Source organism: Chelativorans sp. J32 (genome assembly GCF_000518985.1).
GTDB lineage: Bacteria > Pseudomonadota > Alphaproteobacteria > Rhizobiales > Rhizobiaceae > Chelativorans.
In genome coordinates this window covers 109750-125407 of record NZ_JAEQ01000009.1, presented here as the reverse complement: position 1 = coordinate 125407, position 15658 = coordinate 109750, and the positions used below count along the sequence as shown (strand labels likewise).

Sequence of the window (15658 nt, the reverse complement as noted above, 5' to 3'; positions counted from 1 at the left end):
CCATTTCATTGGAAGCCGAGAAGTCTCGGCAGCCCGAGGCTGAGTTCCGGAACCGCCACGACGATCGCCAGCGCGATCAGGTTGACGAGGAGGAACGGCGCGGTTGCCCGCAGCAAGGGGACGAAGCCGCAGTTGGCGATGCGCTCGGCCGCAAACAGGCATACGCCGAGCGGGGGCGTAAGCAACCCGATATTCAGGTTGAGGATGGCCACGGCACCGAAATGCAGTGGATCAATGCCGGCCTGGACCGCCGCGGCTGAAAGCAGGGGACCGAACAGGATGATCACTGTCGTCGGATCGATGAACATGCCGAGCACGAGCAGGATAAGATTGAACACCAGCATCGTGGCGAAATAGCCGAGCTCCCAGCCGGCTATGGTCGCGCCGATCATGCCGGGAACGTTTTCCATCCCCATCGCCCAGGAGAAGGCCGCACCGCAGCCCACGATGATCAGCAACTGCCCTGAAAAGAGGGCCGAACGGCTGAAGACATCCGAGAGGGCCGGTAGATTGATCGAACGGAAGAGGAAGACGGAAACGACGAGCGCATAAACCGCCGCGACACCGCCCGCTTCCGTGGGTGTCATCAGTCCGCCCAACATGCCGGCAAGAATGATGACCGGTATCATCAATGGCACGAGCGCGTGGCCGGTGACCCGTACCAGGGCGCGGGGCGAGCGGTCCATCTCCACCCTTTGAAATCCGTAGATGCGGGCCTGAACCGCGACGAGCATCATCTGCACGACGCCGATCAGAAGACCCGGCACGAGGGTTGCCGCCATCAGCGCGCCAATGGAAACGTCCGTCATCGAGCCGTAGATGACCGCGACGAGGGAAGGCGGCACCATTGGGCCGATGATCGAGGAGGAGGCGGTTACTGCTGCCGCATAGGCGGAGGTGTAACCCTGTCTCACCATGGCGGGAATGAAGACACGCCCGAGCGAGGCGATGTCGCCCAATGCCACGCCGGTGATGCCGGCGAAGAGGATCGAGGCGCCGATATTGACCTGGGCAAGGCCGCCGCGCATCCAGCCGAACAAGGCGTTGGCGAAATTGATGAGCCGGTCGGTTATCTTCCCTTCATTCACGAGCTCTCCCGCGAGAACGAAGAGCGGGATCGCCATCAGGACGAAGGAATCCATGCCCTGGTAAAGCCGTTCCGCCACGATGGGCAGGAAGCTCCAACTGCCGGTGTAGGTCATCCACAGAAGCACACCGGCGATCATCGCCCAGGCGATCGGCAAGCCGACCAGGATGAGCCCGACAAAGCTCGTGATCAGGATTGTAAGGGAGGCGCTCATTTCGCGGCACTTCTCTGTACGAGCCGAAGCGCTGCGAAAAGAGAGGCGCAAAAGAACGAGACGGGTACGGCAGCGTAGGGGTAGGAAAGCGAAATGCGCAGGCCTTCGCTGGTCTGGCCGGCTGCGAACATCATCATGTCGATCCCGTACCAGAGGAGGACGAGAAACACGGTGAGCGAGATGATATCCAGCAGCGCGTCGAGCAGCAGCCGCGCGCGGGGGGAGGCGGCTCCGATGATATCCGGCACGAAATCGATGCGGATGTGGCTAGCTTCACGCACGCCCACGGCAGCGGCAAGCAAAGCCATCCAGATCATCGCATAGCGCGCGACTTCCTCCGTAAAGAACGGTACGCCGCCGTAGCCGTATCGCAGGACAACCTGCGATACGACCAGAGTGGTCAGGATGAAGAGGCAGATGGCCGCGATCACGCGGAGTGCCTGTTCGATCAGAGAGAGTGCCTTCGCCATGTCAGTTGGCGGCTTCCACGGCGGCGATCGCCTCGTCGATCAGCTCGGGCGTGTCGACATTCGCCCTCAGCCATTCGACGGCCGGCGGCTGCATGGCGGCGCGGAACGCATCGCGCTCCTCGGCGGTGAGCTCGACGATGTCCACTCCCTTTTCCTTAGCGAATGTGATTGCGCCGGCCTCGATCTCCCGAGATTTCGTCCGGTTGAATTCGATGGCCTTTGCTGCCGCGTCGATGATCACCTTCTGTTTGTCCTCGGGCAGGCCCGAGAAGAACGCGTCGTTGATGCCAAGGGGGCCGAAGGCATAGGTGTGGCCGGTCAGGGTCAGATGGGATTGAACCTCGTAGAGCTTCACGAGATTGAAGGTGGAGACGGAATTGTCCTGCCCGTCCACCACGCCCGTACGCAGGGAGGTGTAAAGTTCGCCAAAGGCGATCGGCGCAGCCGAAGCACCAAGTGCCTCGACGGGAATCGTCGCGAGCGGGCCGAGCACGCGCATCTTCAGGCCGGCCATGTCGGTAGGCGCCTTGATGGCCCTGTTGGCGCTGAAATGCTTGAAGCCACCGGATTCCCACCAGCCAAGCACGCGGATGCCCGTATTCTCGCGAATCTGCTCGGCCATTTTCTGGCCGAAAGGACCGTCGAAGACTGCCCATGCAGTCTGTTCCGACGGGAACAGGTAGGGCATGTTGAGGATCTGGATGTCGCTGTGGATCGTTGCGTAATTCCCGTCCGCGCCGTCGGTCATCTGGATGACGCCGCGGCGCATCTGGTTCAGCCGCTCGTTCGGTGCTCCAAGTGCGCCGGCATAGACGAGATCGACCGTCATATCCGAGTTGGCCTCGACCTCCTCCTTGAACGTCTCGTACATGCCGTTCACGAAGTCGAAGCCGGCCGCGTTTTGCGGAAGGGAAAGGCCGACCTTGATCTGCTGCGCAGTCGCGACCTGAGGGATGGCAAAGGCCGACAAGGCAACGCCTGCGGCCATGATTGTTGTCAGTAGATTACGCATGTCACCTCCTAAATGCCCTTCGCGTCATGGCCGCGTGGGCGCCCCACATTTGTTTCTCTCACCGGCAGGACTGCGGTCCGGCGCCTGCCCGAACGTCAGGTCGTCATTCCTCTGACGTCACCTTGCCGTCATTTGTTGTTTGCCGCGCTCCTCCAGATGATTGACCAGCCGCACCAGTGGCCAAAGGAAGGCCAGATAGAGGGCGGCGGCGCCAATGAGCGGCGTCGGGTTCGCCATCAGCGCCTGCGCGTCGGTGGCCTGCTTCAGCAGATCCGGCATCGCCACCACGGAAGCGAGCGCGGTGTCCTTGTAGATCGAGACGCAGTTGCTGGTGAGCGGCGGGACGACCACACGCAACGCCTGCGGCAGGATCACTTTGCGCATGGTTGTCCAGAAGTTCAGCCCAAGCGCGGACGCTGCCTCGAACTGCCCGCGCGGGATGCTCTCGATGCCGGCGCGGCACACCTCGGCCGTGAAAGCCGAAAGGACGAGGGATAAGGCAAGCGTCGCCGATGTGAAGGACGAGAACCGGATCCCGACAAAGGGGAGGGCATAATAGATCAGGATCAGCAGGACGAGGATCGGCATTGCCCGCAGCATGTCGATATAACCGATTGCGAACAGGCGCAGGGGCTTTGGGCCATAAAGGCGCATGAGGCAGACGATCAGGCCCGCAATGCCGCCGAAGACGATGCTCGCGCAGCCAAGGAGCAAGGTGTTGCCGACCCCGCGCATGAGCATCGGGAAAGAGCGGACGAGGATTTCCCAATTGAAAAAGGTGCTGATCAGATCCATCGCAGAGGTCCGGACGGTGAGGGAGGGCACCGGCCGAATTGGCCGGTGCTTAGGCGTGCCGCAAAGGCACGAAGAAAGTGCTTATTCAGCTTTGGGAAGCGGCATTACCGTGACTGTGCTGGTGCCCTCGTCGGGGTCGACGCCGAACCACTTCTTGTGGATCGCAGCGAGCGTTCCATCTTCCTTCATGGCCGAAATGGCGTCATTGGCCTCGGCCACGAGCGGATGATCCTTGCGGGACATCATGGCGAAACGCTCGCCGGTGGGGATGCGGACCAGGATCTTCAGGCCGGGCATCTGCGTCATGGCGTATTGGAAGCCGGCGAGTTCGCCCGCGCCACCTTCGACACGGCCATTGCGAACATCGAGCAGCAGGTCCTGCTGGGCGTTGTAGCTGCGGATTTCGGAAATCCCCAGCTTGTCCTTGTTCTCATTGGCCCATTTGTCACCAGTCGTGCCGGCGACGACGCCGATGACCTTGCCCTTCAGATCTTCGAGAGAGGCGACGGTGGAATCCTCGCGGCCCACGACCGTTCCATCGCTATCGTAATAGGGCTGGGTGAAGGACTGGTTCTGCAGACGATCGTTGGTGACGGAAATGGAGGAGATCGCGAAATCGATGCGGCCGGAACTCGTGGCGGCAAAGAGCGCCTGAAAGCCCATGTCCTGAAACTCGACTTCCTTGCCGAGCCGCTTGCCGACTTCGGCGGCCACGTCCACCTCAAAGCCTTCGAAAGCCCCGCTTTCAGTTTTGAATTCCCATGGCGGATTGGCGGGATAGGCGCCAACGACGATCTTATCCTGCGCAGCGGCTGGCGCTATAGAAAGGGTGGCCGCAGCAACGACACCCAATAAAAATCTGCCGAGTTTCATGCCAGTCCTCCTTTGATCGCCCGCAGATTGCTCCTGCGTGGCAGTTCCCTCATAGATCGCGGATACACCCGCTTTCCCGTGCGTGCTCAAATGATCACGAGACTCAGTAGCAATCAATGAAAATCCTTCAAGCGTGAAATTTCTCTGCGAGATTATAGAGGAAATGCTCCCGCCCAGCCGACGGATAGATTTCGCGATGAGAACAAAAATACCTGCAACTGCATGCTTTTTGCTGGCGGTTCTCACGCCGGCGGAATATCGTCCGCGCAGCTTTTTCACAAGCAGGTCGGCTAGCGTTCCCGGTGGTTTCCGGGTGGTGCTGAAGGTGTGCATTCTTTAGTTCCCCTTAAAACTATATTTGCAGATGCAAATAATTCCGTCTAGTCTCCCTTCCCGGGATAGCGCATATGACAGACGCCGGCAGATCCGGCAGGGGCAAAAGGAGGTATCGCCATGTCAGCAGCAGCCACCCTTGGGAAAGTCACGGAATTGCTTCTGAGCGGGGGGATCGAGGTCGTCGATCTGACTGCTCCCTTGGGACCCGATACACCCCTGTTGAAGCTGCCGCCGGAATTGGCCGTCGACACACCGAAGATCGAGATTCACAAGATCTCCGAATATGACAAGAACGGCCCGTTCTGGGCATGGAACTGGCTCAAGATCGGCGAGCATTCCGGGACGCATTTCGATGCGCCCCATCACTGGATCACGGGGAAGGAATATTCCGACGGTTACACCGACACGATCCCGGTCAAGAGCTTCGTTGCGCCGGTCAATGTGATCGACTGCTCGGCCGAAGTGGCGGAGAATCCCGATTTCCTTCTCACGGCTGACGGCGTGCGCGCCTGGGAAGCCAAGCACGGGCCGATCGGCCAGGGCGAGTGGGTGGTCATGCGCTCCGATTGGGATAAACGGAACGGTTCGGAGGAGGCGTTCCTCAACGCGGACGAGAACGGGCCGCATTCGCCGGGGCCGACCGTCGACTGCATCGAGTATATCCTCGAGCGCGGTGCGATCGGCTGGGGCACGCAGTGCATCGGCACGGATGCCGGCGCCGCCGGTGGGATGGAGCCGCCTTTCCCGGCGCATAACCTCCTGCACAAGGCGAATCGGTACGGCCTGGCAAGTCTCTGCAATCTGGACAAGCTGCCGCCCAAGGGCGCCATCCTGATCGCGGCGCCCCTGAAGATCGTTCAGGGCACCGGCAGTCCCGTGCGCGCCCTGGCGCTCGTGCCCAAGGCTTGACCGGTCTTGGGCGACCAGGTCGTCCCGAGAATACATCTATGGCCGGTGGGGCTCTCTATGGGAGCCCTGCCCATTTCGAGCCTCAGGGATCAGAGGCCGGGATGTCAGCCTGCAAGGGAACTTGGATGAACGATCGCGTCATCATCAGCGACGGCAAGGAAGGGCAGACGCTGGGGGAAATCGGCCTTCAGCAATTCGCGCCTTATCTCATGAATCGCATCATGGGGCGCTATAATGCTTCGCTGAGGGCAGAACTTGCCAGAATGGGGCTCTCAACGCCAAAGATGCGGACTTTGGCGATCCTCTCGGTGATCGACAATCTGGTCATCAGCCGTCTTGCGGTCTACGCTGTCGTTGAGCAATCGACGCTGAGCCGGGCGCTCGATTCCCTTGAATCCGAGGGCTTGGTGCGTCGCATCCCCGATCCGCAGGACAGCCGCGCGACCCGCGTGAGCATTACGGACGAGGGCAGGCTGGCCTTCGAGAAACTGTGGCCGACCATGCGGCGGAGCTACGAGCGAATGTTCTCGGGCATCGATGCGGCCGAACATGCGGCCTTTGTGCGGACGCTGCAGAAAATGCTCGTCAACATCCGCAAGCATGACTTCTGAGGAGAAATCCGATGGCGGAAAGATCATTCGCGAAAGAAGTGCAGAAGCTCAAGCTCGGTGAAGGGCAGGAGTTTTCCGGCGAGGGAATCCTCGCCATCACCAAGGCGCTTCTGGAATGCGGCGTCGGATATGTCGGTGGCTATCAGGGCGCGCCGATCAGCCATCTCATGGACGTGCTCGCGGATGCACAGGAGATCCTGGGGGAACTCGGCGTGCATTTCGAAGCGAGCGCTTCGGAAGCGACGGCCACCGCGATGTTGGCAGCTTCCGTGCATTACCCGATCCGGGGAGCCGTCACCTTCAAGTCGACCGTCGGCACCAATGTGGCTTCAGACGCACTGGCAAACCTCGCCTCCGGTGGCGTTACCGGCGGTGCGCTCATCATTGTCGGCGAGGATTATGGCGAAGGCTCCTCCATCATGCAGGAGCGCAGCCATGCCTTCGCGATGAAGAGCCAGGTGTGGCTGCTTGATCCCCGCCCGAATCTGCCGTCCATCGTCTCGGCCGTCGAGCACGGCTTCGAGCTTTCGGAGGCGTCGAACACGCCGGTCATGTTGCAGGTGCGCATCCGTTGCTGCCATGTGCACGGCTCCTTCATCGCCCGGGACAATAAGCGACCGCCCATGACCGTGGCGGACGCGCTGGAGAATCCCCGGCGCGACACCCAGCGTATCGTCCTGCCGCCCGCTTCCTTCCTGCACGAGAAGGAAAAGATACAGAAACGGTTGCCGGCGGCGATCGACTACATCAAGCGCCATAAGCTCAACGAGGTCTTTGGCGGCGCGGGGCGCGTCGGCATCATCATGCAGGGTGGCATGTATAATGGCGTCATCCGCGCCCTGCAGCGCCTGGGGCTGGCGGATGTGTATGGCGAGACGGAAGTGCCGCTCTACGTCATGAATGTCACCTATCCCCTTATCGAGGATGAGCTTCTGGAATTCTGCGCCACGAAGGACGCGGTGCTCGTCGTGGAGGAGGGGCAGCCCGATTATATCGAGCAGGCCTTGGGGGCGATGCTCTATAAATCGGGAGCCACGGTGCGGCTCGAGGGCAAGAGCATGCTTCCGATGGCCGGCGAATATACGGGCGACGTGATGCTGTCCGGCATCGGTAATTTCCTGCGGACCCATGCCGGCGAGATGCTCGCGCCGGCGATCCGCGCTCCCAACACGCCTGCGCCGCCGCTCTTCGAGGATCTTGCGAAAGCTGTTCCCATGCGCCCGCCAGGCTTTTGCGTGGGCTGTCCCGAGCGGCCGATCTTCGCGGCGACCAAGCTGGTGGAACAGGAATTGGGCAAGCACCACATCGCCTCGGATATCGGCTGCCACCTGTTCTCCATCATGCCGCCCTTCGATCTGGGGGCGACGACCATGGGGTATGGCCTTGGGCCGGCGTCCGCGTCCGCCTTCAATTCACCGGATGCGAAGCGGCGTTCGATCTCGTTCGTCGGCGATGGCGGCTTCTGGCACAATGGTCTCACTTCCTCGATCGGCAATGCCGTCTTCAACAAGAATGACGGCGTCATCGTCGTGGTGGACAACTATTATTCGGCGGCGACCGGCGGGCAGGATATCCTTTCCTCCCGGGCCGACAATCGCACGAAGTCGACCAACCACCCCATTACCGACGCCATCAAGGGCATGGGCGTGAAATGGGTGAAGCATATCGAGCGCACATATGACGTGGGCAAGCTTCGCGACACCCTGAAGGAGGCGTTGACGACGGAGGAGAGCGGGCCGAAGGTCATCGTCGCCTCTTCGGAATGCATGTTGAACCGGCAGCGGCGCGAAAATCCGATACGGCGGAAGGCGATTGCCGACGGCAGGCGCGTGGTGAAGACCAAGTTCGGCGTGGACGAGGATGTGTGCACGGGCGATCACGCCTGCATGCGGCTTTCCGGCTGTCCGTCTCTTTCGGTCAAGCAGCTCGACGATCCCTTGCGCGATGACCCGGTTGCCGCGATTGACGAGAATTGCGTCGGCTGCGGCAATTGCGGCGAGGTCGCGGATGCGGCCGTGCTCTGCCCTTCCTTCTACCAGGCCGATGTTGTGAACAACCCGACGGGATGGGAGCGGTTCTGGTTCGGACTGCGGCAGCGCGTGATCGGTTGGCTGCAGGCGCGGCGTGAGAGCCGCCGGCTTGTTTTTGCGGAGAATGTGGCGTGACTTTTGGACTGCCGGAGGGTCCCGACTCCACTCGGGGTGTGATCAAGCTCGCAATTCTCGCGGTCGGCGGGCAAGGCGGCGGCGTGCTCACCAACTGGATCACCGATCTCGCGATGCGCTGCGGCTGGCATGTGCAGGCCACCTCGGTGGCGGGTGTGGCTCAGCGTACGGGCGCCACCATCTACTATCTGGAAATGATGCCGAAGGACCCGGCGCGGCCGGAAGCACGCCCCGTATTTGCCTTGAGCCCATCTCCGGGCGATGTGGACATCGTGATTGCAGCGGAGCTTGCTGAGGCGGGAAGGGCCGTCTTGCGCGGTTTCGTCACCCCGGACCGGACGGCGCTGATCGCCTCCAATCACCGGATGCTCGCCGTTTCGGAAAAGATCATCCCGGGCGATGGCCGCGCGGACGGCAACAAGGTGCTGGAGCGGGTGGGCGAAGCCTCCCGGCGCTTTGTCCATTTCGATATGGAAGCGATCGCCAAGCAGGCGGGAACCGTCATCTCGGCGAGCCTCTTCGGCGCGCTCGCCGGTTCCGGCGAGCTTCCGTTTCCCCGTTCAGAATTCGAAGCGACGATCAAGGCCGGCGGCCGCGGCGCCGATGCGAGCCTGGCTGCCTTTGCGGCCGCATTCGAGCGGGCGGCGGCGAAGGAAGTGCCGGTTGCCCCCGAGCGGATGGAAGCCCCGGGCCACGGCGTCGCGGTGCGGGGGCCCGGTAAGCTCCAGAAGGAGTGGGATGGTCTTTGCGACCGCGTCGCAGCATTTCCGGAACAGGTCCGGGAAATGGCGGGCCTCGGGCTGCGGAAGGTTGTCGATTTCCTCGATTGTGCTTACGGCAGGGAATATCTCGACCGGCTCGAAAAAATCATCGCATCGGATCGGGCGGACAAGGACTACGCTTTTTCGCGCGAGGCGGCGAAATATGTGGCCAACGGGATGGTCTATGATGACATCATCCGCGTTGCCGATCTGAAGACGCGTTCGGCCCGCGCCGAGCGCGTACGCCGTGAAGTGCGGTTAAAGGGGGAGCAAACCCTTCTTACGACAGAATATTTCCATCCGCGCATGCAGGAGATCGTCGGCCTCCTGCCGGCTAGGCTCGGAGCGGGGATCGAGTCACATCCCGGTTTGATGGACCGGCTCAACCGTTTCGTCGATCGGGGCCGCCGGATCCGCACCGACAGCATTGTCGGCTTCGGCATGCTTTGGGTGATCGGGGGCCTTCGCCGCTGGCGGCGCAGCCTGCTTCGCCACAAAGTGGAAGCAGAGCATCTTGGCAAGTGGCTGGATCTGGCGCTGGAAAAGAAGGCGGAAGACTACGAGCTTGGCGTCGAGGTCCTGAAATGCCGGCGCCTAATCAAGGGCTATTCCGACACCCACGCCAGGGGCCATTCCAAATTCGACCGGGTGCTCAGCTGCCTTCCCATGCTCAAGGGACGCGGCGACGCGGCCGACTGGATCAGGCGCTTGCGTGAAGCAGCCCTTGCGGATGCCGATGGAGTGGCGCTCGACGGCGCCATTCGCACCGTGCGCTCCTTCACCGAGGAGGCGAAGGAAAACGCGGGCTAGATTGATCGGAAAGGCATATCGGCGGGCCAGTGCGCCGTGATATTTTAGGCTTGAAATATTTCGATGCCGGTGCGATCCTGCTTCAGGCTTCGCCGAAAATGAGGATGGTGGAATGAAAGTAGCAGTTCTCGGAGGCGGTCCAGCCGGTCTTTACTTTGCGATCTCGATGAAGCTGCGCGGTGCAAGCCATGAGGTCACGGTCTATGAGCGCAACCGGCCGGACGATACCTTTGGTTGGGGCGTGGTGCTCTCCGATGAGACGCTCACCAATCTGGAGGCGAACGATCCTGTAAGCGCGGCGAAGATTCGCGAGCATTTCGCGTATTGGGACGATATCGCGGTTTACTATCGCGATACGCGGACCGTCTCGACAGGTCACGGCTTCTGCGGCATCGGCCGCAAGAAGCTGCTGGTGCTTCTGCAGGAGCGCGCGCGGGAGCTCGGCGTCGACCTGCGTTTCCAGACCGAGATCGACGATCCGCGGCCTTTCATGGAAAGCCATGACGTGGTGATCGCAGCCGATGGCTTGAACTCCAAGTCGCGCACCATTTTCGCCGATGTCTTCCAGCCCGATATCGACGTGCGCAAATGCAAGTTCGTCTGGCTCGGCACGCATCAGAAATTCGACGACGCGTTCACGTTCATCTTCGAGGAGACCGAACACGGCTGGGTATGGGCGCACGCCTACCAGTTCGACCAGGACACGGCGACTTTCATCGTCGAGTGCTCGCAGGAGACGTGGGACAAGTTCGGCTTTGGCGAGATGTCCAAGGAAGAATCCATCGCCACGTGCGAGAAGATCTTCTCGGCTCACCTGGGCGGTCACAAATTGATGTCCAACGCCAACCATATCCGCGGTTCGGCCTGGATCAATTTCCCACGCGTGCTCTGCGCGCGCTGGTCGCATGAAAATCTGGCGCTGATGGGCGACGCGGCGGCGAGTGCCCATTTCTCCATCGGTTCGGGCACTAAGCTTGCGCTGGAAAGCGCGGTGGCGCTGGCCGACTATCTTCATTCCGAGCCGACGCTCGAGGCTGCCTTCGCGAAATACGAGGATGCTCGCCGCACGGAGGTGCTAAGGCTCCAGTCGGCGGCGCGCAACTCGCTCGAATGGTTCGAGGATGTGGAGCGCTATCTCCATCTCGATCCCGTGCAGTTCAATTATTCACTGCTCACCCGCTCGCAGCGCATCAGCCATGAAAATCTTCGTTTGCGTGATCCCGAATGGCTCGGCAGCGCGGAGTCCTGGTTCCAGCGCAAGGCAGGCAGCAATGTGAATGGCGCGCGTGCGCCGATGTTCGCGCCGTTCAAGTTGCGCGACATGAGTCTTATGAATCGCGTCGTCGTGTCGCCGATGGCGCAGTACAAGGCTGTCGACGGTTGCCCGACCGATTGGCATTTCGTGCATTATGCCGAGCGGGCCAAGGGTGGCGCCGGACTGGTCTATATCGAAATGACCTGCGTGACGCCCGAGGGACGCATCACGCCGGGCTGCCCTGGTTTCTACAAGCCCGAGCATGAGGTCGCGTGGAAGCGGCTTGTCAATTTCGTTCACAGCGAGACTGAAGCGAAGATCTGCGCGCAGATCGGGCATGCCGGTCCCAAGGCTTCGACCCAGGTCGCCTGGGAAGATTCCGAAATGCCGCTTCCCTCCGGCAATTGGCCGATCCTCGGGCCCTCGGCGGTTCCCTGGAGCGATGCGCACCAAATCCCCAAGGAGATGACCCGCAAGGACATGGACGAGGTGCGGGACGCGTTCGTCACCTCTGCCGAAATGGCGGAGCGGGCCGGCTTCGACATGCTCGAACTGCATATGGCACACGGCTATCTGCTTTCGGCCTTCATCACGCCGCTCACCAACCGACGCACCGATGAATATGGCGGCTCCCTGGAGAACCGCATGCGCTACCCGCTGGAGATCTTCCACGCGGTTCGCGCCGTGTGGCCGGAGGAGAAACCGATCTCCGTGCGTATCTCGGCGAATGACTGGGTCGGCGACGAAGGCATCCGCCCCGAAGATGCCGTCGAGATCGCGCGCATGCTGCAGGCGGCCGGTGTCGACATCTGCGACGTATCGGCCGGCCAGACCTCGACCCGCGCAAAGCCGGTCTATGGCCGCATGTTCCAGACGCCGATGTCGGATCGGATCCGCAACGAGACGGGTATGGCTACCATGGCGGTAGGCAATATCTACGAACCCGACCATGTGAACTCGATCCTCATGGCGGGCAGGGCGGATCTGGTCTGTCTGGCGCGGCCTCATCTTGCCGATCCTTATTGGACCCTGCATGCAGCGGTCACCCTCAATGACCGCCATGTGAAATGGCCGGATCCATATCTGCGTGGCCGTGATCAGGCCTATCGGTTGAAGGAACGGCAGGACGCTATGCTCGGGAAGGTGTGATGACGTCGGTCGCTGGCAAACACGCCCTCGTGACCGGGGGCGGATCAGGCGTGGGCCGGGCGATCGCTCTGGCTCTGGCCGAAGCGGGCGTTTCCGTGACCATTTGTGGTCGGCGCATCGAACCGCTCCAGGCCGTTGCCGGTGGCCACCCCGATATTCACGCAATGGCGGGCGACGTGACGGATCAGGCCTCGATGGACCGGCTCTATGAGGAGGCCGAGGCAGCGAGGGGGCCGATCGATATCGTCGTCGCCAATGCCGGTATCGCTTCCAGCGCCCCCGCTGCAAAGACAAGGCTTGACGATTGGCAGCGCATGCTCGACGTCAACCTCACCGGCGCCTTCCTGACCGTGAAGCCAGCCCTAGCAGGCATGTTGGAACGCAAGGCCGGGCGCATCGTCTTTGTCGCCTCCGTCGCGGGGCTGAAAGGCTATGGTTATGTCGCTCCCTATGTGGCCTCGAAGCATGGCGTGATCGGCCTTATGCGGGCGCTGGCGGTCGAATTCGCCAAAAGCTCGATCACCGTGAATGCCGTCTGCCCCGGTTTTGTCGAGACGGAGATGCTCGCTGAATCCGTCGCCCGTATTGTGGAGAAAACCGGCCGGTCGGAAGAGGAAGCGCGCGCGAGCTTGAAAGCAGTCAATCCGCAGGGCAGGTTCATCCAGCCGGAAGAGGTGGCGGCGGCGGTCCTCTGGCTCTGCAGCCCGGGCGCGGCCTCCATCACCGGTCAGGCCATATCTGTTTCGGGGGGAGAGACATGGTGAGCGCGCCGCTATCGGTGGTGGAAGGACGCTCGGGAGATAAGGAGCGTCTTCGTCTCTGGATCAGGATGTTGCGGACCACGCGCATCGTGGAAGGCGAATTGCGCGAACGCCTCAGGCGCGACTTCGATTCGACGCTGCCGCGTTTCGACGTGATGTCTGCGCTCTACCGCGCGCCTGACGGCATGCTGATGAGCGATCTCTCGCGTTTCCTGCTGGTTTCCAACGGCAATGTCACCGGCATCGTCGAGCGGCTGGTGGCCGAAGGCTATGTCATGCGCACCAAGCGTGAGGGAGACAAGCGCACATCGGTCGTACAGCTCACGCGGGCCGGCACTGCCGCTTTCGAGAAAATGGCAGCCGCCCATGAACGATGGATCTCCGAGCTTCTGGATGGCATCGGTACGGCCGAGGTGCATCGGCTATCCGAAATGCTTCATGTGTTTCGCAGCAATTGGGAGGGTGAGCATTGACTCCGATCGAGATGGCAGGCCTGCAGCCGAAGCATTTCCTTTGGCGCATGGAGGGGAAGGTCGCTGTCATCCAGCTTGACCGGCCCGATCGGAAAAATCCGCTGACCTTCGATTCCTACGCAGAGCTGCGCGATACATTCCGCAATCTCGTCTATGCCGGGGATGTCGATGCGGTGGTGCTTCTGCCGAATGGCGGGAATTTCTGTTCCGGCGGCGATGTGCACGACATCATCGGCCCGCTCATCGGTATGGAGATGAAGGAACTCCTCGCTTTCACCCGCATGACGGGGGATCTCGTCAAGGCAATGCTCAATTGCGGCAAGCCGATCATTTCCGCGATCGACGGGGTAGCCGTCGGTGCCGGTGCTATTCTTGCCATGGCCTCGGATCTGCGGCTCGCGACACCGGCGGCCAAGACGGCCTTCCTTTTCACACGCGTCGGTCTTGCGGGCTGCGACATGGGCGCGTGCGCGATCCTGCCGCGCATCATAGGCCAGGGAAGGGCTGCCGAGCTCCTCTATACCGGCCGCACGATGAGTGCGGAGGAGGGTGAGCGCTGGGGCTTCTACAACCGCCTCGTTTCCGCCGAGGCTCTGGAGGCGGAAGCGCTTAATCTGGCGGCACGCATCGTCTCCGGCCCGACTTTCGCCCATGGGATCACCAAGACACAGCTCAATCAGGAATGGTCGATGGGGCTCGACCAAGCGATCGAGGCGGAAGCACAGGCGCAGGCCATCTGCATGCAGACCAAGGATTTCGAGCGCGCCTACCACGCGTTCGTCGCAAAGCAGAAGCCGGTCTTCGAGGGCAACTGATGCCGGACAGGAGCTTCCTCAACTGGCCCTTCTTCGAGGATCGTCATCGCGATTATGCCGAGCGGCTCGAGGCGTGGTGCGCGGCGAACCTTCCCGTCGATCACGGTGACGTGGATAGCGCGTGCCGGGAATTGGTGCAGATGCTCGGCCGTGACGGCTGGCTAAAGCCGACCGCGATCGATCCTGCTGGTCCCGCTTCACTTGACGTGCGCACGCTTTGTATTACGCGTGAAACGCTTGCCCGGCACGACGGGCTCGCAGATTTTGCCTTTGCAATGCAAGGTCTGGGCACCGGGGCGATCAGCTTCTATGGCACGCCGGAGCAGCAGCGCTGGCTTGAAAAGACCCGCACGGGGGCCGCGATTTCCGCTTTCGCGCTTTCCGAGCCACGCTCGGGCTCGGATGTGGCCGCCATGGACATGACGGCCGAGCGCGATGGCAGCGACTACCTTCTCACCGGCGAGAAGACCTGGATTTCCAATGGCGGCATCGCCGACCTTTATGTCGTCTTTGCGCGTACAGGGGAGGCGCCTGGCGCGAAGGGCATTTCAGCATTTCTGGTGCCAGCCGATGCCGAGGGCCTGACGATCGCCGAGCGGCTGGAAGTGATCGCACCGCATCCGCTCGCGCGCCTTTCCTTTGATCGTGTGCGCTTGCCGGCGGGCGCTATGATCGGAAAGCCAGGCGGGGGCTTCCGCATAGCGATGTCGGTGCTGGACGTGTTCCGCTCGACGGTTGGAGCCGCTGCTCTGGGTTTTGCCCGCCGGGCCTTTGACGAGAGCGTGAACCGGGCCTCCGGCCGAAATCTCTTCGGCGCGCCCATGGCGGATTTGCAGATGGTGCAGGGGCACCTAGCGGATATGGCGCTCGACATCGATGCCGCCGCCCTTCTCGTCTACCGCGCAGCCTGGACAAAGGACATGGGTGCGGCGCGTGTCACCCGCGAGGCGGCAATGGCCAAGCTTTTCGCGACGGATCGCGCGCAGGACGTGATCGACCGCGCCGTCCAGCTTCATGGAGGCGATGGGGTGCGCCGAGGACACATCGTTGAAAGCCTCTATCGGGAGATACGCGCATTGCGCATCTACGAGGGTGCTTCGGACGTGCAGAAAGTGGTGATCGCGCGGCAGGTGCTGAGCAATGCGTGAGCGGTTTCCGAAAT

At 61.8% G+C, this 15658-nt stretch carries 14 protein-coding genes; 9 read left to right on the top strand and 5 right to left on the bottom strand.

Annotation, left to right across the window (positions count from 1 at the left end):
• Positions 1-5 precede the first annotated feature (5 nt).
• The 5 genes from CHEJ32_RS0113620 to CHEJ32_RS0113600 all read right to left on the bottom strand — a co-directional run bounded on the left by CHEJ32_RS0113620 (position 6) and on the right by CHEJ32_RS0113600 (position 4451).
• A complete protein-coding gene (locus tag CHEJ32_RS0113620; RefSeq protein WP_028034357.1) occupies positions 6-1301 on the bottom strand; it encodes a TRAP transporter large permease in 1296 nt (431 codons plus the stop codon).
• The gene (locus tag CHEJ32_RS24825; protein WP_051469679.1) at positions 1298-1771 is read right to left on the bottom strand and encodes a TRAP transporter small permease; all 474 of its coding nucleotides are present in this window, start codon (positions 1769-1771) and stop codon (positions 1298-1300) included. The genes CHEJ32_RS0113620 and CHEJ32_RS24825 overlap by 4 nt, the downstream gene beginning before the upstream one ends.
• A gap of 1 nt (position 1772) precedes the next feature.
• On the bottom strand, positions 1773-2783 hold the full coding sequence (locus tag CHEJ32_RS24820) for a TRAP transporter substrate-binding protein (RefSeq protein ID WP_084032816.1): 1011 nt from the start codon (positions 2781-2783) through the stop codon (positions 1773-1775).
• A gap of 117 nt (positions 2784-2900) precedes the next feature.
• Positions 2901-3578, bottom strand: a complete 678-nt coding sequence (locus CHEJ32_RS0113605) for an amino acid ABC transporter permease (protein ID WP_028034356.1) — start codon at positions 3576-3578, stop codon at positions 2901-2903.
• 81 nt (positions 3579-3659) lie between these two features.
• Positions 3660-4451 (bottom strand): ABC transporter substrate-binding protein, encoded by a 792-nt coding sequence (locus CHEJ32_RS0113600; RefSeq protein ID WP_028034355.1) that lies wholly within the window; start codon positions 4449-4451, stop codon positions 3660-3662.
• A gap of 453 nt (positions 4452-4904) precedes the next feature.
• Here CHEJ32_RS0113600 and CHEJ32_RS0113595 point away from each other — a divergent pair, with 453 nt between their 5' ends.
• The 9 genes from CHEJ32_RS0113595 (at position 4905) to CHEJ32_RS0113550 (ending at position 15644) form a co-directional block, all read left to right on the top strand.
• Positions 4905-5696, top strand: coding sequence for a cyclase family protein (locus tag CHEJ32_RS0113595; protein ID WP_028034354.1), 792 nt, complete (start codon positions 4905-4907; stop codon positions 5694-5696).
• Positions 5697-5821: 125 nt separating this feature from the next.
• A complete protein-coding gene (locus CHEJ32_RS0113590) occupies positions 5822-6307 on the top strand; it encodes a MarR family winged helix-turn-helix transcriptional regulator (RefSeq protein ID WP_034658382.1) in 486 nt (161 codons plus the stop codon).
• Positions 6308-6318: 11 nt separating this feature from the next.
• The gene (locus CHEJ32_RS0113585; protein WP_028034352.1) at positions 6319-8472 is read left to right on the top strand and encodes an indolepyruvate ferredoxin oxidoreductase subunit alpha; all 2154 of its coding nucleotides are present in this window, start codon (positions 6319-6321) and stop codon (positions 8470-8472) included.
• On the top strand, positions 8469-10043 hold the full coding sequence (locus CHEJ32_RS0113580; RefSeq protein ID WP_051469677.1) for an indolepyruvate oxidoreductase subunit beta family protein: 1575 nt from the start codon (positions 8469-8471) through the stop codon (positions 10041-10043). Before CHEJ32_RS0113585 ends, CHEJ32_RS0113580 begins: the two co-directional genes overlap by 4 nt.
• Positions 10044-10155: 112 nt before the next feature.
• Entirely contained in the window at positions 10156-12447 is a 2292-nt protein-coding gene (locus tag CHEJ32_RS0113570) for a bifunctional salicylyl-CoA 5-hydroxylase/oxidoreductase (RefSeq protein ID WP_028034350.1), read from the top strand.
• Positions 12447-13211 carry an SDR family NAD(P)-dependent oxidoreductase gene (locus tag CHEJ32_RS0113565; RefSeq protein WP_028034349.1) on the top strand — a complete coding sequence of 255 codons (765 nt, stop codon included), beginning with the start codon at positions 12447-12449 and terminating at the stop codon, positions 13209-13211. The genes CHEJ32_RS0113570 and CHEJ32_RS0113565 overlap by 1 nt, the downstream gene beginning before the upstream one ends.
• Positions 13205-13681 (top strand): MarR family winged helix-turn-helix transcriptional regulator, encoded by a 477-nt coding sequence (locus CHEJ32_RS0113560; RefSeq protein ID WP_028034348.1) that lies wholly within the window; start codon positions 13205-13207, stop codon positions 13679-13681. Before CHEJ32_RS0113565 ends, CHEJ32_RS0113560 begins: the two co-directional genes overlap by 7 nt.
• A gap of 11 nt (positions 13682-13692) precedes the next feature.
• Positions 13693-14496: an enoyl-CoA hydratase family protein gene (locus tag CHEJ32_RS0113555; RefSeq protein WP_028034347.1), complete on the top strand. Its 804-nt coding sequence runs from the start codon at positions 13693-13695 to the stop codon at positions 14494-14496.
• On the top strand, positions 14496-15644 hold the full coding sequence (locus tag CHEJ32_RS0113550) for an acyl-CoA dehydrogenase family protein (protein ID WP_028034346.1): 1149 nt from the start codon (positions 14496-14498) through the stop codon (positions 15642-15644). The genes CHEJ32_RS0113555 and CHEJ32_RS0113550 overlap by 1 nt, the downstream gene beginning before the upstream one ends.
• Positions 15645-15658 lie beyond the last annotated feature (14 nt).

Coding starts and splice junctions, on each gene's coding strand:
- CHEJ32_RS24825 (WP_051469679.1), bottom strand. CDS start 1,771: ATGGCGAAGGCACTCTCTCTGATCGAACAGGCACTCCGCGTGATCGCG.
- CHEJ32_RS0113600 (WP_028034355.1), bottom strand. CDS start 4,451: ATGAAACTCGGCAGATTTTTATTGGGTGTCGTTGCTGCGGCCACCCTT.
- CHEJ32_RS0113555 (WP_028034347.1), top strand. CDS start 13,693: ATGGCAGGCCTGCAGCCGAAGCATTTCCTTTGGCGCATGGAGGGGAAG.
- CHEJ32_RS0113605 (WP_028034356.1), bottom strand. CDS start 3,578: ATGGATCTGATCAGCACCTTTTTCAATTGGGAAATCCTCGTCCGCTCT.
- CHEJ32_RS0113565 (WP_028034349.1), top strand. CDS start 12,447: ATGACGTCGGTCGCTGGCAAACACGCCCTCGTGACCGGGGGCGGATCA.
- CHEJ32_RS0113595 (WP_028034354.1), top strand. CDS start 4,905: ATGTCAGCAGCAGCCACCCTTGGGAAAGTCACGGAATTGCTTCTGAGC.
- CHEJ32_RS24820 (WP_084032816.1), bottom strand. CDS start 2,783: ATGCGTAATCTACTGACAACAATCATGGCCGCAGGCGTTGCCTTGTCG.
- CHEJ32_RS0113620 (WP_028034357.1), bottom strand. CDS start 1,301: ATGAGCGCCTCCCTTACAATCCTGATCACGAGCTTTGTCGGGCTCATC.
- CHEJ32_RS0113585 (WP_028034352.1), top strand. CDS start 6,319: ATGGCGGAAAGATCATTCGCGAAAGAAGTGCAGAAGCTCAAGCTCGGT.
- CHEJ32_RS0113570 (WP_028034350.1), top strand. CDS start 10,156: ATGAAAGTAGCAGTTCTCGGAGGCGGTCCAGCCGGTCTTTACTTTGCG.
- CHEJ32_RS0113550 (WP_028034346.1), top strand. CDS start 14,496: ATGCCGGACAGGAGCTTCCTCAACTGGCCCTTCTTCGAGGATCGTCAT.
- CHEJ32_RS0113560 (WP_028034348.1), top strand. CDS start 13,205: ATGGTGAGCGCGCCGCTATCGGTGGTGGAAGGACGCTCGGGAGATAAG.
- CHEJ32_RS0113590 (WP_034658382.1), top strand. CDS start 5,822: ATGAACGATCGCGTCATCATCAGCGACGGCAAGGAAGGGCAGACGCTG.